This is a genomic window from Streptomyces sp. NPDC003697 (assembly GCF_053587115.1).
In genome coordinates this window covers 20,909-38,978 of sequence record NZ_JBSFNN010000014.1, presented here as the reverse complement: position 1 = coordinate 38,978, position 18,070 = coordinate 20,909, and the positions used below count along the sequence as shown (strand labels likewise).

Sequence of the window (18,070 nt, the reverse complement as noted above, 5' to 3'; positions counted from 1 at the left end):
GGGGGTGTCCGGGCCTACGGTCGGTGCATGCGAGACGATCCACGGCTCCCCAGCTCGCCCCGTTTCTGGCGCAGTCCCCTGCGCGGTCCCTGGTTCACCTCCGTCCTGGGCCTCGTCCTGCTCGGCGGCATCACGGTGCTGTTCGTGACCGGCCTGGTCTCGTACGCCGCCTACAACCCGGACCTGTCGCCGGTCAACGACAAGACGCCGGACAAGGGGATCCTCGGCTTCTACCTCTTCGCCTGGCCGACGGACCCGCACTGGCTGTACCGGCTCACCCAGGGCGTCCACGTCACGCTCGGCATCACCTTGATCCCCGTCCTGCTGGCCAAGCTGTGGTCCGTGGTGCCGAGGCTGTTCGTGCTGCCGCCGGCCCGCTCACTGGCCCACGCGCTGGAGCGGGTCTCGCTGCTGCTGCTGGTCGGGGGCGGACTGTTCGAGTTCGTCACCGGGGTGCTCAACATCCAGCTCGACTACGTCTTCCCGGGCTCGTTCTACGCGCTGCACTTCTACGGCGCCTGGGTGTTCTTCGCGGCCTTCGCCGCCCACGCGCTGCTGCGGATGCCCACGGCGCTGCGCAACCTGCGGCATCTGCGGGAGGAGAAGGACGACCTGGTCCCCCCGGACCCGGTCGCGCCCACGGTCTCCCGGCGGGGTGCCCTGTGGTTCGTCGGGGGAGGCTCGCTGCTGCTGTTCCTGACGACGGCCGGCCAGACCACCGACGCCCTGCGGCGCACGGCTCTCCTCGCGCCGCACGGTGGCCGCGACCCCGGCAGCGGCCCGAACGGCTTCCAGGTCAACAAGACCGCCGCGTACGCCGGCATCGACCCGGGGCGGACGAGGGACGACACCTGGCGGCTCCTCGTCATGGGGCGCTCCGGCACCGTCCGCCTCAGCCGCGCCGATCTCGCCCGGCTGCCCCTGCACAGCTCGGCGCTGCCCATCGCCTGTGTCGAGGGCTGGTCCACGTCCGACCAGTGGTGGCGCGGAGTGCGGCTGCGTGACCTCGCCGCGCTCGTCGGCCACGACGGCGACCCGCCGGACCTGTTCGTCGAGTCCCTCCAGCCGCACGGTGCCTTCCGTAGCGCCGCCCTGCGCGCGAACCAGGTGGCCGACCCGCGCTCGCTGCTCGCGCTGTACGTCAACGGCGAGGACCTTTCCCCCGACCACGGCCACCCGGCCCGGGTGATCGTGCCCGCGGCGCCTGGTGTGCTGAACACCAAGTGGGTGGCCCGGCTGACGTTCGGAGACCTGTGATGCGGCCGCCGCGGATCCCCGTCGGACGCCCCCTCCCGCTCCTGGTGCTCGGCTGCTCGTTCGCGCTGGCCGCCTATGCCGGCGTGCGGCTGTTCGAGGACGACTGGCTCGGTGTCGCCCTGTGGATCGTGGGCGCCGCGCTGCTGCACGACCTCGTCCTGCTGCCCCTGTACACGGCGGCGGACCAGGTGGTCGCCCGAGGACTCCGCGCGGCCGGGCACCGGGACCGGACGATGTACGTCCGGGTCCCGGCCGCTTGCTCGGGCCTGCTCCTGCTGGTGTGGTTCCCGCTCATCGGCGGCAGGGTGGACCGGCGTTACCGGCTGGCTACCGGACTGTCGCCGGACGGCTTCCTCGCGCGCTGGCTGCTGATCAGCGCCGCCCTCTTCGCCGGCTCGGCACTGCTGCTGGCACTGCGGCTGCGCAGGGCGGCGAAGCGGCGCCCCCCGGCCGACCAGTGACCGTCCCGCTGCCAGCCGCGGGCGTACCGCAGCAGGGCCGGGGTACCGAGGCGCGCCCAGGGGAAGGGAGCGCCCACGGCCGTGTGGGCGTCGGCGAGACGCACCCGCACCCGTTCGTCGACGTCCACCGGTGCGGTCTCGGCGAGGAGCAGACCGCCCGGCCGCAGCAGCCGGGCCACCCGCTCCAGGAGCGCCGCCGGGTCGCCTCCGATGCCGATGTTGCCGTCCATCAGCAGGACCGTGCCCCAGCGGCCCTCTCCCGGCAGCGGCTCGAACACCGAGCGCAGCAACGCCTGGCCGCCGAGCCGGGCCGTGCGCTCGACCGCGGCCTCGCTGACGTCGACGCCGAGGGCGGTCCGCCCCCGCGCGGCCAGCTCCGCGACCAGCCGGCCCGGTCCGCAGCCCACGTCCAGCACGGCGCCCTCGCACCGGTCCAGCACGTCCAGGTCGACCGCGTCCGCACGCGCGCACCACCGTTCCACCTCCAGGGGCAGCAGCCAGCCGTCGGAACGGCGCAGGAACAGCGGCCCGTGTCCGGCGTGCAGGGCGGCGGCGTAGGAGCCGGCGGCCGCCCAGGGGGGCACGGTGGTGCTCATCGGCGGCCCGCCGCCGCGGCGCACTCGGCCAGGCGGGCGGCGAACCGGCCGTGCGGGACGAGAGCGGCGACCGCACGGGCGTCGGCGGCGGTGTCGACGTCCCGCAGCCGGAGCAGGTCCCGCACCCGGAGGCCGGCGGCGACGAGCCGCTCCCGCTGCACGGCCCCGGTCACCGGCGACGACATGGGCACGCCCCGCAGCAGCGCGGGATCCGGTTCGGCCAGGCCGAGAGCCCAGAAGCCGCCGTCCTCGGCGGGCCCGACGTACGCGTCGCAGCCTGCGAAGTCGACGGTGAGCAGGCCGGGAGTCACCTGAGGGGTGTCCATGCCGATGAGCAGGGCCGGTCCTGCGCAGTGCCCGAAGGCGTCCGCGAGCCGCTCGTCGAGGCCGCCCGCGCACTGCGGGACGACGTCGAAGCCGGGCGGCAGCCAGGGACCGGGTGAGCCGTCGAGGACGAGGACCCGCCGCGAGGCCGGGGCGGCGGCCACTGCCCGCAGGGTGTCGGCGAGGGCCGCCTCCGCGAGCCGCGCCGCCTCCTCGGGCGTGAACGGCGGGGTGAGCCGGGTCTTGACCCGGCCCGGCACCGGTTCCTTGGCGATGACGAGCAGCGTGGTCACCGGGGGCTCCCCTCGCGGACGGGTGTCTCCCGGAGCACGCGGCTCATGTCCCGGACGGCCTGCCAGGTGCCCCGCCAGGTGCCGGTCACCTTCGATGCGCCGGTGCGCGGCAGATAGGGCACGTCGTGCTCGGAGATCCGCCAGTGCGCGTCCGAGGCGCGCACCACCATCTGCAGCGGGTAGCCGCTGCGCCGGTCGGTCAGGCCGAGGGCGAGCAGGGGCTCGCGGCGGGCGGCGCGCAGCGGACCGAGGTCGTGCAGCCGCAGCCCGGTGCGGCGGCGCAGCAGGTGGGCCAGTGCCAGATTGCCCGCGCGGGCGTGCGCGGGCCAGGCGGCACGGCCGCGCGGCCGGCGCCGCCCCAGCACCAGGTCGGCCTCGCCCGCGCGGATCTCCTCGACGAAGGGGACGAGCAGCGCGGGGTCCAGGGAGGCGTCGCAGTCGCAGAAACACACGACGTCGGCGTGGGCGGCGCTCAGCCCGGCGTGGCAGGCGGCGCCGAAGCCGCGGCGCGGCTCGCGCACGACGGTCGCGCCGAGCGCGCGGGCGATGTCGGCCGAGCGGTCGGTGGAGCCGTTGTCGACCACGACGGCCCGCCAGCCGGCCGGGATCCTCGCGAGGACCCACGGCAGGGCCTCGGCCTCGTTCAGGCACGGCAGGACGACGTCGACGTCCGGGGGTGGGGTAGGGGTCACGGCTCTCACCCTACGAACGCGAATGCCGCACAACGGGCTTCGGCTCCTTACGAAACGCGGACGTCCCGGGCGGCGCGGAAGGCCGGGGGCCTGCGCGGGGCGGTGCCGTGCCAGGGTGGGGGCATGCAGCAGCCGTACGCGTCCCCGGGGGCAGGGACCGGGAACCGCGCCGCGCGGGTCCTGGTCGTCGACGACGATCCGACCGTCTCCGAGGTGGTCGCGGGCTACCTCGACCGCGCCGGCTACCTCGTGGACCGCGCCGACGACGGGCCGGCGGCCCTGGAGCGGGCCCGCGCGCACCGGCCGGACCTGGTGGTCCTGGACCTGATGCTGCCCGGCATGGACGGTCTGGAGGTGTGCCGGCGGCTGCGCGGCGGCGGACCCGTGCCGGTCATCATGCTCACCGCGCGCGGCGACGAGGAGGACCGCGTCCTCGGCCTGGAGGTCGGCGCCGACGACTACGTCACCAAGCCGTTCAGCCCCCGGGAACTGGTCCTGCGCGTGGAGTCCGTCCTGCGCCGTGCCCGCCCCGGCGCGGGCACCCGCCCGATCGGCGCGGCCGGCCTCACCGTCGACCCCGCGGCCCGCAGGGCCACCCGTGACGGCGCCGAACTCTCCCTGACGCTGCGCGAGTTCGATCTGCTCTCGTTCTTCCTGCGGCACCCGGGGCGGGCCTTCAGCCGGGAGGACCTGATGCGCGAGGTGTGGGGCTGGGACTTCGGCGACCTGTCCACCGTCACCGTCCACGTCCGCCGGCTGCGCGGCAAGGTCGAGGACGACCCGGCCCGGCCCCGGCTGATCCGGACCGTGTGGGGCGTGGGCTACCGCTTCGAAGCGGGCGGTGAGTGACCGTGCCGGACACCCTGCTGATCGCCCTGTACGCCTTCGCGGCCGCCGCCGTCACCGGCCTCGCCGGGGCGGGCGTGCTGCGGCTGACCCGGCGCCGCTCGCTGACCGCCTCGCTCACCGTGGTCGCGGCGGTCGGCGTGCTGGCCATGCTCGCGGGCACGCTCGCCGTGGCCTGGGCGATGTTCCTGTCCCCGCACGACCTGGCCGTGGTGACGACGGTCGTCGCCATGGCGGCGGTGGTCTCCCTGGCCACCGCGCTGCTCCTGGGACGCTGGGTCGTCGCCCGCAGCCGTGAACTCGCCGCCGCCGCACGCTCCTTCGCCGACGGCTGGTTCGCGCCCCCGCACGGCCCGGCCACCGCCGAACTGGAGGCGGTGAGCCGTGAACTGGCGGCCACCAGCGCCAGGCTCGCCCGGTCCAGGGAGCGGGAACGCGCCCTGGAGGCCTCCCGGCGGGAACTCGTGGCCTGGATCTCACACGACCTGCGCACCCCGCTGGCCGGTCTGCGCGCCATGTCGGAGGCCCTGGAGGACGGCGTCGCCGCCGACCCCGACCGCTACCTCCGGCAGATCCGCACGGAGGTCGGACGTCTCGACGGCATGGTCGGCGACCTGTTCGAACTCTCCCGCATCCACGCCGGGACGCTTCCGCTGTCCTTGTCCCGCACCTCGCTCTACGACCTGGTCGGCGACGCACTCGCGGGCGCGGACCCGCTCGCCCGGGAGCTGGGGGTGCGGCTGGTCGGCGACCGGGTGGAGCCGGTCCCGGTCGAGGTGGACGGCAAGGAGATGAGCCGGGTGCTGGGCAACCTGCTGGTCAACGCGATCCGCCGCACCCCGGCCGACGGCACGGTGGCGGTCGCTGCCGAGCGCTCACCCGAGGGTGTCGTGGTGTCGGTGACGGACGGCTGCGGCGGCATCCCCGAGGAAGACCTGCCCCGTGTCTTCGACACCGGCTGGCGCGGCACGCACGCCCGGACCCCGCCGGCCGGGGCGGGCCTGGGCCTGGCCATCGTCCGGGGGATCGTGGAGGCGCACCAGGGGCGGGCCACCGTACGCAACATCCCCGGCGGCTGCCGCTTCGAGGTGGTGCTGCCCGCCGCCGCTTCGTGAACGCGGGCAGCACCACCGCTCCTGGGGTCGCCGCGGACGGGCGTGCCGGACCCGGCGTCCCGGCGGATCACGCCGGAGGAACCTGCCGCAGCCCGCAGCCCGCAGCCCGCAGCCCGCAGCCCGCAGCCCGCAGCCCGCAGCCCGCAGCCCGCAGCCCGGGCGGGCCGGACCCCGTGTCCGCGGCCGGATCCGGACGGCCGCTAAGCGTCCCGCATCCGGGCCCGCGCGAACTCCGCCATGCCTTCCTCGAAGCCGACCAGCGGCTTCCAGCCCAGCTCGTTCCGCAGCCGTGAGGAGTCCGCGGTGATGTGGCGTACGTCCCCGAGCCGGTAGTCGCCGGTGACGACCGGCTCGGGCCCGCCGCACGCGGCGGCCAGCGCCCGCGCCATCTCCCCGACGGTGTGCGGCTCGCCGCTGCCGGCGTTGTACGCGGTCAGGGCTCCCGGCGCGGAGCGGGCCTCCAGCGCCACGGCGTTGGCCGCCGCGACGTCACGCACATGGACGAAGTCGCGCCGCTGCCGTCCGTCCTCGAAGACGCGGGGAGCCTCGCCCCGGGCCAGCGCGGAGCGGAAGAAGGACGCCACCCCCGCGTACGGGGTGTCGCGGGGCATCCGGGGCCCGTACACGTTGTGGTAGCGCAGCGACACCGCCGACCCCTGTGTCGACCGGGCCCACGCGGCGGCCAGATGTTCCTGCGCCAGCTTGGTCGCGGCGTAGACGCTGCGCGGATCGACCGGGGCGTCCTCGCCGACCAGGCCGGGCGCCAAGTCCTCCCCGCACAGCGGGCACGGCGGTTCGAACCGGCCCGCGTCGAGATCGCGGACCGCGCGCGGTCCGGGCCGGACCAACCCGTGCCGGGCGCACTCGTACCGTCCCTCCCCGTACACGACCATCGACCCGGCCAGCACAAGACGCCGTACGCCGGCCTCCGCCATGGCGGCGAGCAGCACGGCGGTGCCCAGGTCGTTGCGCGAGACGTACTCCGCCGCGTCGGTGACCCCGTCGCCCAGCCCGACCTTCGCCGCCTGGTGGCAGACCGCGTCGACGCCGGTGAGGGCACGGGCGACCGCCGCCGGGTCGCGCACGTCTGCCCCGGGGTCCTCCCGGACGTCGTAGGCGACCGGCTCGTGCCCGCGTTCGCGCAGTACGTCGACGACATGGGACCCGATGAAACCGGCGGCGCCGGTGACCAGTACACGCATGCGGCCACGCTAGGTCCGGGAACCCGCCGGACACCGTGACCCGCCGGGCACGTCACCACTCCGTAAGACGTCCCGCGTGCGAGAGGCCGCGGGCCGGCCGGGCGGGGCCGGGAGGGTGCCTGCCCCGCCCGGCCCGGGCGCCTCGGGCGGCCGCGGCACTCAGCCCGTGGCGCGGGTGTGCAGGTCGGAGAGGGTGTCGGCGAGCCGGGTCACGCCGTCGACGATGGTCTTCTCCGGCGCGCTCAGGCTCAGCCGGAGGCAGCGGGTGGCGTGGCCGCCGGGGAGGCCGGTGGACGGGGCGTCGACGAAGAAGTACCGGCCGGGGACGACGAAGACCTGCCGCTCCTTCAGCCTCCGGTACACGTCGATGTCGTCGAACCACGGGTGGTCCACCCACAGCCAGGTGAACATCCCGCCGGAGCCGGAGTGGACGCGCCAGTTCAGACCGGGCGGGAGCTGTTCGGCGAGGACTTCCTCCATGAACCGCCGCTTGTGCCGGTAGTGCGGGGTGATCGCGTCACGGGTGACACGGTCCAGCCGTCCGTCGCGCAGCGCCGCCGCCACCGCGGCCTGCGGGAGCTGCGGGGCGTGCAGCACCGAGTTGGACATGAAGGCGGCGAGCGCGCCGATGCGGTCCGGGTCGCCTGTGGCGAAGCCGATCCGCTCGCCCGGCAGGCCGGCCTTGGAGAAGGAGAAGCAGTTGATGACGTTGCGGTGCCGTACCGGGTCGACGTGCACCTCGCCGATCCTGGGGAAGGGCGCGCCGTAGGCGTGGTCCACGACGAGGGGGACGTCGTGCCGCTCGGCGACGGCGATCAGGCCGTCCAGTTCGGTCCGGGTGACGGCGCGGCCGGTCGGGTTGCCGGGACTGGAGATGAGGAGCATGCCCAGGTCGTCGCGGCGGTCCAGCGCGTCGAGGTCCAGGGAGTAGCTGAACCGGTGCTCCGCTTCGAGGGTGATCCGCGGGGGGACGCCCGCGATGCTGTCCTCGTGCATGCACAGGCCCTGGTACCCGGTGTAGTCCGGCACCATCGGCATCACCAGCCGGCGCATGCCGTCGGGGCCGGGCCCGACGAACAGCGCCGCCGCGGCGAAGCACACCATCTGGCTGCCCGGGCCGACCACCACGTTCTGCGGCGTCAGGTCCCAGCCGTAGACGCGGTTGAAGTAGCCGACGACGGCGTCGATCAGGACCGTGCTGCCGCGCGAGGGGCCGTAGCGTCCGACGGCCCGGTCGAAGTCCTCCGCGAGGGCGTGCGACAGCGCCTGCCGCCACATGTCCCCGGCCTCGGGTATCGCGGCCGGGTTGCCGATGCCGAGGTTGATCCAGTCCTCCTCCGCGGTTCCCGCCATGGTGGAGGCCACGTCCTCCATGATGCTTCGCAGGCCGGACATCCCTGCCATCCGGGTGCCGATCGGCGACAGTCGCATACGTGATCCTCCGGGAGGACGAGAGGGGAACGGGGCCGGCGGCCCGCGGGAGCCGGGCCCGCGGACGGGACCGGCCGGGCGTGGAAGGGGGTCAGGAGCGGGCGGGCAGGCCGTCGATGCTGACGGAGTTCTTCTCCCGCATGTACGTCTCCAGCTCCTCGGCGCTCTTGCGTTCCCCCCACTTGTCCTGCAGGTCGCGTTCGCGGACCAGCGTCATCTCGGGGACGGTGAAGCCGCAGGAGTCGGCGATGCGGTGCAGGGAGACGACCATGACGGAACGGGGGATGGGATGTTTCCCGAAACGGCCGATCAGCTCGTCCCACTCGGCGGAGTCCGGGAGGACGCAGCGGGCACTGCCGTAGAGCCGCAGGATCTTGGGGCGGGTGCCGAAGGAGCAGAACATCAGGGTGATCCGCCGGTTCTCCCTGACGTGGGCGATGGTCTCCGCGCCCGAGCCGATGAGGTCCAGGTAGGCCACCGTGGTGTCGTCCAGGATCGTCAGCGTGTCCCTCCCGCCCTTGGGCGACACGTTGACGTGCCCGTCCTCCGCCCGCGGCGCGGTGGCCACGAAGAACAGGGGCGCTTCCTCGATGAAGGCGCGCAGCGCGGGCGTCAGCGCCGGGTAGAGCTTTCCCATGGGCCGCTCACCTCTCCTGTGACGGTCGGACGGCCGTGGCGGAGCGCAGGTCCCGGCCGGCGACGCCTTCCAGCCAGCGGACGACCTCCACGTTGTCGGCGCCGTCGGGGAGTTCGGCGAACGCCTTCTCCCACAGCTCGCCGCAGGCCGTGCCGAAGGCCGCGGGGCCGCCCGCCTCCGTCTGCAGTGCGGTGGCGATACGGATGTCCTTGAGCATCAGCCGCAGGGCGAAGCCGGAGTCGAAGGTGCCGGACAGGACGTGGTCGGGGAGCTTGGTCTGCGAGGCGTGGTTGCGCCCGGTCGACGCGTTGATCACCTCCAGCATGACGGCCGGGTCCAGGCCGAAGGCCCTGCCGGTGATCATGACCTCCGCGACCGCGGCCAGGTTCACCGCGGACAGCAGGTTGTTGAGCGCCTTCAGGGCGTGGCCGGCGCCGGCCGGACCGACGCGGTGCACCCGGCCCAGGGCGGACAGGACCGCTTCGGCGCGGTCGAGGGCGTCGGGGGCACCGGCCGCCATCAGGGTCAGCTCGCCCGCGCGGGCGGCGGCGGGACTGCCCGACACGGGCGCGTCCACGACGGCGACGCCGTGGTCGGCGGCCACCCGGCCGAGCTCCAGGGTGTCGGCCGGGGCGGACGAGCCGGTGTCGACGATGAGCGAGCCGGGTTCGAGCCGCGGCAGCAGCACGTCCGCGACCTGCCGTACGGCCGAGCCGTCGGGCAGCATGGTGACGACCACCGGTGCCGCGAGACCGGGGACGCCCGAGGCGCCCTCGACACCCGGGTGACGGCCGGCGGAAGCGACCGCCTCCCGGTCGATGTCGAAGACCGTGACCTTGAACCCGCGGTCCGCGAGGCGGCGGCACATGCCGCCGCCCATGGCTCCGAGACCGGCGAAACCCACGCGCATGCTGTGCACGTCCTTCCTCACTCGTCCCCGAAGTCGAACGTGACGCGGTCCTCGAGTTCCATCTCCCGGACGATGCGGCGGATGCCGGAGAAGTCCCGGACCAGCAGCCCGTTGCCGGTCTGGGCACGGCAGTCGGCGACGATCTCGTCGGCGGCCTCGATCCCCGCGTGCCGGAGGATGCCCGGCCACACCTCGAAGTCCTGGGCGACGAAGGCGTGCAGCGCCCTGGGCAGCGACTCGACGAACATGCGCCGCTGCTCCTTGTTGAGGTGGACGAACAGGGCCTTGGCGACCTCGACCATGACCGAGGAGTGCGCGGCCTCGTCCCGGGCGTGCAGGCGGGGCACGAGGGAGTGCAGGGGCTGCACGGTCTCGTCGCGGGACAGCAGTTCGAGATAGGCGTTGACGCTGATCTCGGAGACGGTCGTCCAGATCAGCTTCAGCAGGTCCCGCTCCCACTGCTCCGAGGCCTGCGCCTCGGCCTCCAGGAGCCTGCGGTAGGTGACGGTGTGCGGGTAGCCGGGCTCGCTCGTCACCTGCCGGATCTCGCGGGTGCGCTGCATGGCCACCATGTGCATGTAGGTGTGCCAGACCTCGTCCACGTGCGTCTGCTGCACGGCGCGCTTGAGGTGCACTCCGTCGGCGCCCGGGAAGGCGCCGTGCATGATCATGGCGAAGGTGGGGTTGGCGACGTACTCCTCGGCCGCGATGACCCGCTCGTTGTACACCAGCCACGCCATGGTGATCACCTGTTGGCGCTGCTCCGGCGAGGCGGCCAGGAACAGGGGGTGCTCGGCGAAGGGCAGCAGCCGCACCGGGTAGTCCGGCAGGGACTCGTCGTAGGCCTCCGGCTCGGAGATGCGGTCCAGGTCGGTGCGGATCGTCGCACGGCGGGGCCAGGCGTCGGCGATCCGGCGCAGGACGGTCTCGTCCAGGTGGCCGGGTTCGGTGAGGACGGCGTCCGACAGGTCGGTCACTGCGCGTGCCCTTCTGCTGAGGCCGACGTGATGGAGTCGGCGAGGATGGCGAGGCCGCGGCGGAGTTCGTCCTCGCCGGTGGTGATCGGGGGCATGATCTTCAGCACCTGGCCGCGGGCGCCCGAGGTCTCCACCAGGAGCCCCTTGCCGAAGGCCGTGCGGGAGACCCGGTCGGCGAGCGTGTCGTCGGCGAAGGCGAGACCGCGTATCAGGCCCCGCCCGCGTACGGAGCACCCCAGCCGCTCGTGGTCGGCGGCCATGTCCTCCAGCAGGCCGGTCAGGCAGACGGCGTGCTCCTGGACCTGTTTGCCGAAGGCCGGGTCGGCCCAGTAGTCCAGGCAGGCCGTGGCGGTGACGAAGGCCAGGTTGTTGCCGCGGAACGTGCCGCTGTGCTCGCCGGGTCGGAGCCGGTCCAGCTCGGGCCGGACCAGGACGAGGGCCATGGGCAGTCCGAAGCCGCTGATGGACTTGGACAGGCACACGAGGTCGGGGGTGATGCCGGCTTCCTCGAAGCTGAAGAACGTCCCGGTCCGGCCGCAGCCCGCCTGGATGTCGTCGACGATCAGCAGGATGTCCCGCTCCCGGGCCACCGCGGCGAGCCGGCGGAGCCAGGAGGGGCTCGCCGCGGACAGGCCGCCCTCGCCCTGCACCGTCTCGACCACGAAGGCGGCCGGCAGGTCCACACCGCTTCCCGGGTCGTCGAGAAGACGCGTCAGGTAGTCGATGGTGTCGACGTCCTCGCCCGGGAATCCCTCGTACGGCATGCGGGTGACGTGGGGCAGCGGGACGCCGGCGGCGTTCCGTTTGAAGGCGGTCGCCGAGGCGGCCAGCGCGCCGAGCGACAGCCCGTGGAACCCGCCGGTGAAGGCGACGATGTCGGTGCGGCCGGTGACCCGCCGGGCGGTCTTGAAGGCCGCCTCGATCGCGTTGGTGCCGGTGGGGCCGGTGAACTGGACCCGGTACTCCATGTCACGGGGGGCGAGCACGACCTCCTGGAAGCGGGTCAGGAAGGCGGCCTTGGCCGTCGTGTGCAGGTCCAGTCCGTGCACGGGACCGTCGGCGAGCAGGTAGTCGACGACGGCGGCGCGCACCTCGGGCGGGTTGTGGCCGTAGTTGAGGGCTCCGGCGCCGGACAGGAAGTCCACGTACTCGCGGCCCTGCTCGTCCCACATCCGGTGGCCCGAGGCCCGGGTGAACACGGCGGGGAAGCGGCGGCAGTAGGTCCGTACTGCCGATTCCATCGCGTCGAAGACCGTCACGGGATGCTCCAGGGGTCGGTTGCGGCGATCTCGGCGGACTCCCGGCGGCCGAGCGCGGTGTGCGGAGAGAGCGGGAACCAGCCCGCCAGGGTGAGCCGGAGCAGTTCGCGCATCCGGTCGGCGATCAGGGCGGGCGTGTACGCGGTGGGCACGTCGGCGAAGTCGATCGTCGGCGTGGGCGGGAAGTACCGGCCGCGGCGGGCCGGCCGCACCACGGCGTCCCAGAGGTTGAGGCTCTGGCCGCCCCAGCGGGCCCGGCCGCTGAACACCGAGTAGACGGGCAGGCCGTGCGGGTGCGGACGGCTCAGCGCCTGGTTGACCGCCTCGCTCACCATCTCGACGATCAGACCGCACGCTCCCGCGTCACGGGCCCGGCGGGCCTGCGCGAACAGGTCGGCCGCGTCGTCCACGGCGTCCCCGCGGCGGCTGAGGCCGGTGAGCTGGGGCGTGTAGCCGAGGTGGGCGAGGGTGGGCAGCCCGGTGGCGGCACAGGACTCGACGCAGCGCATCCCGTCCTCGCCGGCCACCTCGATCTTCACCGCGTCCGCGCCGGCCGCGGCGAAGCGTCCGGCGGCGGTCCGCGCCGCCGTGGCGTTCACCGTAGTGCCGTCGGGCAGGTCGGCGAGCAGGAACGGCCGGCGGCCGGCCGGGAACCGCGCGTCGAGCGCGGCCCGCACCTCGGCCACCAGACCGACCAGGGTGTCCAGGGCCCACGCCTGCTCCGCGGGGTTCGACATCACCGTTCCGGTACGGCCGAGGTGGGTCATGAAGTACGAGTCGCCGACCATGACGCACTCGACGGGGCTGTCCGTCAGGTCCGGAGTGGACAGCGCCTGGGCCAGCCCCTCGATCTCGTAACCCCGGTAGGCGTTGACCTTCAGTCCCAGTTGCGCGGGGGACGCGTACCGCCGCAGATAGGGCGCGAGCAGGCCCGTCGCTGCTGGTGCGGTCAGCTCAGTCTGCATGGAGGAGCTCCTGGTAGATCTTGTTGATGCGCAGTACCGCCTCGTGCACCTGAGCGGGAGGCGCGGCCGTGAAACAGATGCGGGCCCAGCCGGCACAGTGCTCGCCGAAGACCCTGCCGGGTGCCAGGCCGACGCCTTCCTCGGCGCAGCGCCGCACGAAGGCGTCCCCGGCCTCCCCGTCGCCCAGCGCGCGCAGGTCGAGGAAGGTGTACAGGCCGCCGGCCACCGCGGTGTGCGGGATCCCAAGTGCCTCGTCCGTCCGGTGCCAGGCCTCGGCCGCGCGGGCGCGCCGGGCCGCGAGCTCCTCCCGCGGGGTGGCCAGTGCCTCGAACGCGGCGAACTGGGACGCCGTGGCGACCGAGTAGAGCGTGTGCAGCGACCACTTGGTCAGGGCCTCGCCGAGTCCCGGCGGGTGGATGAGGTGGCCGACCCGCGCTCCGGGCATCGCGTAGGTCTTGCTGCAGGAGTGCACCGAGAAGGTGCGCTCGTGCGCCCCCGCGATCGTGGCGGTGTCGAGGAAGCCGTCCGGGGAGAAGTCGTAGTTCTCGTACGCGTTGTCCGCGACGAGCCACAGGTCGTGCCGCCGGGCCAGGGCGACGAGTTCGGCGAGCTGGTGCGCGTCGAGCCGGTAACCGGTCGGGTTGTTCGGGTTGTTGAAGTACACGGCACGCGTGCGGGGCCCCACCGCGGCCTCGACGGTCGCGGCGAAGTCGTAGGCGGGGTCCCGGGACAGCTCCAGGAAGACCGGTACCTCGCGGGGCACGCCCCCCGCGGCCCGGACCAGACCGGTGGCGAACAGCCACTGCGGGGAGAGGACCAGCACCTCGTCGCCGGGTTCGAGCACGGCGTGCAGGACGACGGCGATGGCGTGCGTGGCCCCGCCGGTCACCAGGACCTCGTCCTCGCCGACCGGTGTGCCGCGGCGCGCGGTGGCGGCCTCGGCGAAGCGCTCGCGGAGCGCGGGCACGCCGGCGGGCGGGGCGTGTTCGTGGGCGGCGATCCCGAACTCGGCGCGCTCCCACGGGCGGGGAGTGGCGCACGGCGCGAAGACCGTCCTGCCCTGGTGGAGTCTCGCCGGGTTCTCGTGACGGTGCTGCCGCAGGAGACGTTCGACCGCCGTCAGCGGGGAGGCGGGTATCTCGGCCAGCGGCCGGCCGATGGAGGGCATGGCTGGTGACTCCTAGTCTTGTCGCGTGCGGGCCGAGGCGCCCCAGGCCGGCCGGCCGAGCCCGAGGTTCTCGCGGAGCGTCCTGCCCTCGTACTCGGTGCGGAACAGGCCCCTGCGCTGGAGTTCGGGGATGACGTGACCGACGAAGTCGTCCAGTCCGTCGGGCAGGACCGGGGGCATGATGTTGAAGCCGTCGGCGCCCTCGTTCAGGAACCAGTCCTCCAGTTCGTCGGCGACGCTCTGAGCGGTGCCGATGACGATGTGGTGCCCCCGGCCGCCGGAGACCGACTGGTAGAGCTCGCGGATGGTGAGCCCCTCGCGCCGCGCCTTGTCGTACACCAGCTGCTGGCGGCTGATGCTGCCCTCGGTGCGGGGGAGTTCGGGCAACGGGCTGTCCACCGGCAGGTGGGAGAGGTCGGCGCCGCCGAGGAGCAGCCGGAGCAGGCCGAGGCCGACCACCGGGTCCACCAGTTCCTGGAGCGCTGCGTACTTGTCCTCGGCCTCCGCCCGGGTGCGGCCCACCACGGGGAAGACGCCGGGCATGACCTTGGCCTCGTCGGGCTCACGGCCGTGGTCGGCGAGCTGCTTCTTGATCCCGCGGTAGAACTCCTGGGCCTGGGACAGGTCCTGGGCGGCGGTGAAGATCACCTCGGCCCACCGGGCGGCGAAGTCCCGGCCGTCCGGCGACGATCCGGCCTGTACGATCACCGGGTAGCCCTGCGGGGGGCGGGCAACGTTGAGTGGTCCGCGCACCTGGAAGTGCTCGCCGCGGTGCCCCAGCACATGCATTTTCCCGGGGTCGAAGAAGCGGCCGGACGCCTTGTCGTGGAGGAACGCGTCGTCCTCCCAGCTGTCCCACAGTCCGGTCACGACCTCCATGAACTCCCGGGCACGGTGGTAGCGCTGCGCGTGGGAGGGCTGCCTGTCGCGGTTGAAGTTCTGCGCCTCCGCGTCGGTGACGGACGTGACCACGTTCCAGCCGGCCCGTCCCGCGCTCAGATGGTCCAGGGAGGCGAAGTTGCGCGCCAGGTGGAACGGCTCGTGGTAAGTGGTCGAGGCGGTCGCGACGAGGCCGATGCGCTCGGTGTGGACGGCCAGTGCCGACAGCAGCGTCAGCGGCTCGAACTGGATGATCCGTCCCTGGCGGCTGAGCTCGTCGTGACTGTCGAACGGGATGCGGATGCCCAGGCCGTCGGAGAGGAAGACCAGGTCGAACAGCCCCCGTTCGGCGGTACGCACCAGGTCGCGGTAGTGGCCGAAGTCCAGCCCGCCGGCCGCGTGGGCGTGCGGGTGGCGCCACGAGGCGACGTGGTATCCGGGGGTGACGAGGAATGCTCCCAGGTGAAGCGTGCGGCGCGATTTTCGCGTCATGGACTCTCCCTTGGCGGGCGCTCCGCGACGGGTGCCGGAGTGGCCCGGAGTGACTGGACTGGAACGTAACCGAGCCGGGCGGCGGCACGAGGGTTGTGGGCGCAACGCGCTTTCGCCGCGGAAGTTTTGTTCGGATCCTTTTGATCGCTGTGCCGTCCGGGCTTCGAGCCCAATGGGGTACTCGACCAGAAGCGGGTGCCCGGGGGCGTCGCGGCCTACGCTGCGAGCGATCCGGAGCGGGAGGGCACAGCGTGCACGAGGCGAGCGGACGTGACGTCCTGGTACTGGTCGACAGCGACCACGCGGACACCCCGTACGACAAGTGGGCCGCCGAGGCAGGGGTCCGCGCCCATCTGCTGGTGTCCCGGGCCCGGTATCCGCAGTACCGCCACGTCCCCGGCGCACAGGTCTTCGACGACTACGCGTCGGGCGGCGGGGTGGAGCGCGCGGCACTGGAACTGGCCGACTCGGTTCCGCTGACCGCGGTGGTGGCCCGGGCGGAGGGCGACCTGCTGCGCGCGGCCCGGCTGCGGGAGGTCCTGGGCGTCCCCGGGCAGGACCGGAGCAGCGCCCTCGCCTTCCGGGACAAGGTGGTGATGAAGTCCCTGGTGCGTGAACGGGGACTGGAAGTACCGGAGTTCGCAGCCGTACGGACACCGGCGGACCTGCTCGCCTTCGTCCGGCACCACGGGTACCCGGTGGTGGTGAAGCCGGCCCTCGGATCGGGCTCGACGGGGACCCAGGTGCTGCACGGGCCCGGGGACGTGGACGCCCTGCTCGCCGCGGGGCTGCCGGACGACCCGGAGGTGGAACGGTTCGTCGAGGGCACCATGCACGTGGTGGACGGCCTGGTCGTCGACGGCCGCATGCGCGCCGCGTTCGTCTCGCGCTACGTCAACGACTGCCTCTCCTTCCGGGCCGGCGGACACCTCGGGTCGGTGCAGCTCACCCGGGACGACCCTCTGACGCCTCGTCTGGTCGACTACGCCCGTCAGGTGCTCGCCCTGCTGCCCACCCCCGACCGCACCACCTTCCACCTGGAGGTCTTCCACACCCCGGACGACCGGCTGGTGCTCTGCGAGGTCGCCAGCCGTACGGGAGGCGCCCTCACCGCGCCCGCCGTACGGGCCGCCTCGGGCATCGACCTGGACAAGGAGTGGTTCCTGGCGCAGGCGGGGCCGCCGCGGCACGGCCTGGTGCCGTGCGTGCACGGTGCGGCGCCCGGGCGGTCCGCCGGCTGGGTGGTGTTCTACCCGGAGCGGGGGAGACTGGCCGCGCTGCCGCAGTCGCCGCCGCCGTTCGTCGCCGAGCAGCGGCTGCGCGGAGCGGTCGGCACGGCCTACCGGGGCGGCGAGAAGTCGGGCGTGTACCTGGCCGGTTATGTGGTGACCGGCGGACACGCCGGCGAGGTGGAGGACAGGATGGGGGAGGTCGCCGCGTGGTACGCGGACCAGGTCCGGTGGGAAGAGTGAGTGAGAGCTGATATGCGGTACATCGTCATCGGAGCCGGCGCGGTGGGCGGCTCGATCGGCGCCCGGCTGTTCGAGAACGGTCACGACGTCGTACTCGTCGCCCGGGGCGCCCATCTCGAGGCGCTGCGCGAGGGAGGACTGCGGTTCACGACCCCGGAGGGGACCCGCCGGGTTCCGGTGCCGGTCGCGTCCGGCCCGGAAGAGGTCGCGCTGCGCCCCGGCGACGTCCTCGTCCTGGCCGTGAAGACCCAGCACAGCGCGGCCGCGCTGAGCGCGTGGGCCGGCCGTCCGGTCGGCGACGGCACCTCGGCGGGCGAGTCGCTTGCGGTGGTCTGCGCCCAGAACGGCGTGGAGAGCGAGCGGCTGGCGCTGCGTCACTTCCGGGCCGTCTACGGTATGTGCGTGGTGCTGCCCGCGGCCTTCGTGCGCCCGGGGGAGGTGACCGCGGCGTACGGCCCGTGCACCGGGGCGCTGGTGCTCGGCCGCTACCCGTCCGGAGACGACGCGCGGGCCCGGCACATCGCCGCGGACCTGGAGCGATCGGTCTTCTTGGCACCCGTCGTGCCGGACGTGATGCGCTGGAAGTACGGCAAGCTGCTGGCCAATCTCACGCAGACGGTCGAGGCGCTCTGCGGGCCGGTCGAGCCCGGCGGCCCCGCCGCCGAGCTGGCCGAGCGGTCGAAGGCGGAGGGGAGGGCGGTGCTGGCCGCCGCCGGGATCGCGTACGCCGGCGCTGCGGAGCTGGCGGCCCTGCGCAGCGGCAGGGTCGAACTGCGGACACCGGCCGCCGACGGTGTGCTGGGATCGACCTGGCAGAGCCTCGCGCGCCGCACGGGCTCCGTCGAGGCGGACTACATCAACGGCGAGTTCGTGCTTCTGGGCCGGACGCACGGGGTACCCACCCCCGTCACCGAGACGCTGCTGCGGCTCGCGCACGCCTGCGCTCTCCAGCGGCGCGAGCCCGGCTCGACCTCCCCCGAGGAGGTGCTGAAGCCGGCCGCCTCCGGATCCCGGTGAGCGCGGCGGAGGGGGTGGCTGCCGGTTTCCGGCGTGCCGTCTGCACGAGCCCGGCGTCCCGGCGCCCGCGGCGGGCG

Annotated in this window: 17 protein-coding genes; 5 read left to right on the top strand and 12 right to left on the bottom strand. The window is 73.7% G+C overall.

Annotated features, from left to right (window positions below):
* Positions 1-27: 27 nt before the first annotated feature.
* Positions 28-1,257, top strand: coding sequence for a molybdopterin-dependent oxidoreductase (locus ACWDNY_RS08345; RefSeq protein WP_451644933.1), 1,230 nt, complete (start codon positions 28-30; stop codon positions 1,255-1,257).
* Between the two features lie 316 nt (positions 1,258-1,573).
* Here ACWDNY_RS08345 and ACWDNY_RS08340 read toward each other — a convergent pair whose 3' ends face one another.
* The 3 genes from ACWDNY_RS08340 to ACWDNY_RS08330 are packed head-to-tail and all read right to left on the bottom strand — an operon-like array spanning position 1,574 to position 3,632.
* Positions 1,574-2,314 carry a class I SAM-dependent methyltransferase gene (locus ACWDNY_RS08340; protein WP_451644932.1) on the bottom strand — a complete coding sequence of 247 codons (741 nt, stop codon included), beginning with the start codon at positions 2,312-2,314 and terminating at the stop codon, positions 1,574-1,576.
* Positions 2,311-2,931, bottom strand: coding sequence for a TIGR04282 family arsenosugar biosynthesis glycosyltransferase (locus ACWDNY_RS08335; RefSeq protein ID WP_451644931.1), 621 nt, complete (start codon positions 2,929-2,931; stop codon positions 2,311-2,313). The genes ACWDNY_RS08340 and ACWDNY_RS08335 overlap by 4 nt, the downstream gene beginning before the upstream one ends.
* On the bottom strand, positions 2,928-3,632 hold the full coding sequence (locus ACWDNY_RS08330; RefSeq protein WP_451644930.1) for a glycosyltransferase family 2 protein: 705 nt from the start codon (positions 3,630-3,632) through the stop codon (positions 2,928-2,930). Before ACWDNY_RS08330 ends, ACWDNY_RS08335 begins: the two co-directional genes overlap by 4 nt.
* Positions 3,633-3,746: 114 nt before the next feature.
* On the opposite strand from ACWDNY_RS08330, the gene ACWDNY_RS08325 reads away from it, so the two are divergent.
* Both ACWDNY_RS08325 and ACWDNY_RS08320 read left to right on the top strand, forming a co-directional pair.
* Entirely contained in the window at positions 3,747-4,472 is a 726-nt protein-coding gene (locus ACWDNY_RS08325) for a response regulator transcription factor (protein ID WP_451644929.1), read from the top strand.
* A gap of 2 nt (positions 4,473-4,474) precedes the next feature.
* A complete protein-coding gene (locus ACWDNY_RS08320) occupies positions 4,475-5,584 on the top strand; it encodes a sensor histidine kinase (protein WP_451644928.1) in 1,110 nt (369 codons plus the stop codon).
* 200 nt (positions 5,585-5,784) lie between these two features.
* Here the strand turns inward: ACWDNY_RS08320 and ACWDNY_RS08315 are convergent, their stop codons facing one another.
* The 9 genes from ACWDNY_RS08315 to ACWDNY_RS08275 all read right to left on the bottom strand — a co-directional run bounded on the left by ACWDNY_RS08315 (position 5,785) and on the right by ACWDNY_RS08275 (position 15,504).
* On the bottom strand, positions 5,785-6,786 hold the full coding sequence (locus tag ACWDNY_RS08315; protein ID WP_451644927.1) for an NAD-dependent epimerase/dehydratase family protein: 1,002 nt from the start codon (positions 6,784-6,786) through the stop codon (positions 5,785-5,787).
* A 159-nt stretch (positions 6,787-6,945) separates the two neighbouring features.
* On the bottom strand, positions 6,946-8,217 hold the full coding sequence (locus tag ACWDNY_RS08310) for a valine--pyruvate transaminase (protein WP_451644926.1): 1,272 nt from the start codon (positions 8,215-8,217) through the stop codon (positions 6,946-6,948).
* 91 nt (positions 8,218-8,308) lie between these two features.
* On the bottom strand, positions 8,309-8,854 hold the full coding sequence (locus ACWDNY_RS08305; RefSeq protein ID WP_451644925.1) for a pyridoxamine 5'-phosphate oxidase family protein: 546 nt from the start codon (positions 8,852-8,854) through the stop codon (positions 8,309-8,311).
* 7 nt (positions 8,855-8,861) lie between these two features.
* Positions 8,862-9,764 carry an NAD(P)-dependent oxidoreductase gene (locus ACWDNY_RS08300; protein ID WP_451644924.1) on the bottom strand — a complete coding sequence of 301 codons (903 nt, stop codon included), beginning with the start codon at positions 9,762-9,764 and terminating at the stop codon, positions 8,862-8,864.
* 17 nt (positions 9,765-9,781) lie between these two features.
* Positions 9,782-10,741 carry a diiron oxygenase gene (locus ACWDNY_RS08295; protein ID WP_451644923.1) on the bottom strand — a complete coding sequence of 320 codons (960 nt, stop codon included), beginning with the start codon at positions 10,739-10,741 and terminating at the stop codon, positions 9,782-9,784.
* Positions 10,738-11,982 carry a diaminobutyrate--2-oxoglutarate transaminase gene (gene ectB / locus ACWDNY_RS08290; RefSeq protein ID WP_451644995.1) on the bottom strand — a complete coding sequence of 415 codons (1,245 nt, stop codon included), beginning with the start codon at positions 11,980-11,982 and terminating at the stop codon, positions 10,738-10,740. Before ectB ends, ACWDNY_RS08295 begins: the two co-directional genes overlap by 4 nt.
* Before the next feature lie 14 nt (positions 11,983-11,996).
* Entirely contained in the window at positions 11,997-12,965 is a 969-nt protein-coding gene (locus ACWDNY_RS08285) for a 3-methyl-2-oxobutanoate hydroxymethyltransferase (protein WP_451644922.1), read from the bottom strand.
* Positions 12,955-14,133, bottom strand: a complete 1,179-nt coding sequence (locus ACWDNY_RS08280; protein WP_451644921.1) for a pyridoxal phosphate-dependent aminotransferase — start codon at positions 14,131-14,133, stop codon at positions 12,955-12,957. Before ACWDNY_RS08280 ends, ACWDNY_RS08285 begins: the two co-directional genes overlap by 11 nt.
* 12 nt (positions 14,134-14,145) lie before the next feature.
* Positions 14,146-15,504 (bottom strand): LLM class flavin-dependent oxidoreductase, encoded by a 1,359-nt coding sequence (locus ACWDNY_RS08275; RefSeq protein WP_451644920.1) that lies wholly within the window; start codon positions 15,502-15,504, stop codon positions 14,146-14,148.
* A 251-nt stretch (positions 15,505-15,755) separates the two neighbouring features.
* Between ACWDNY_RS08275 and ACWDNY_RS08270 the strand changes: the two genes are divergently transcribed.
* Positions 15,756-16,976 (top strand): ATP-grasp domain-containing protein, encoded by a 1,221-nt coding sequence (locus tag ACWDNY_RS08270; RefSeq protein ID WP_451644919.1) that lies wholly within the window; start codon positions 15,756-15,758, stop codon positions 16,974-16,976.
* A 12-nt stretch (positions 16,977-16,988) separates the two neighbouring features.
* The gene (locus tag ACWDNY_RS08265; protein WP_451644918.1) at positions 16,989-17,993 is read left to right on the top strand and encodes a ketopantoate reductase family protein; all 1,005 of its coding nucleotides are present in this window, start codon (positions 16,989-16,991) and stop codon (positions 17,991-17,993) included.
* The last annotated feature ends 77 nt before the right edge of the window (positions 17,994-18,070 follow it).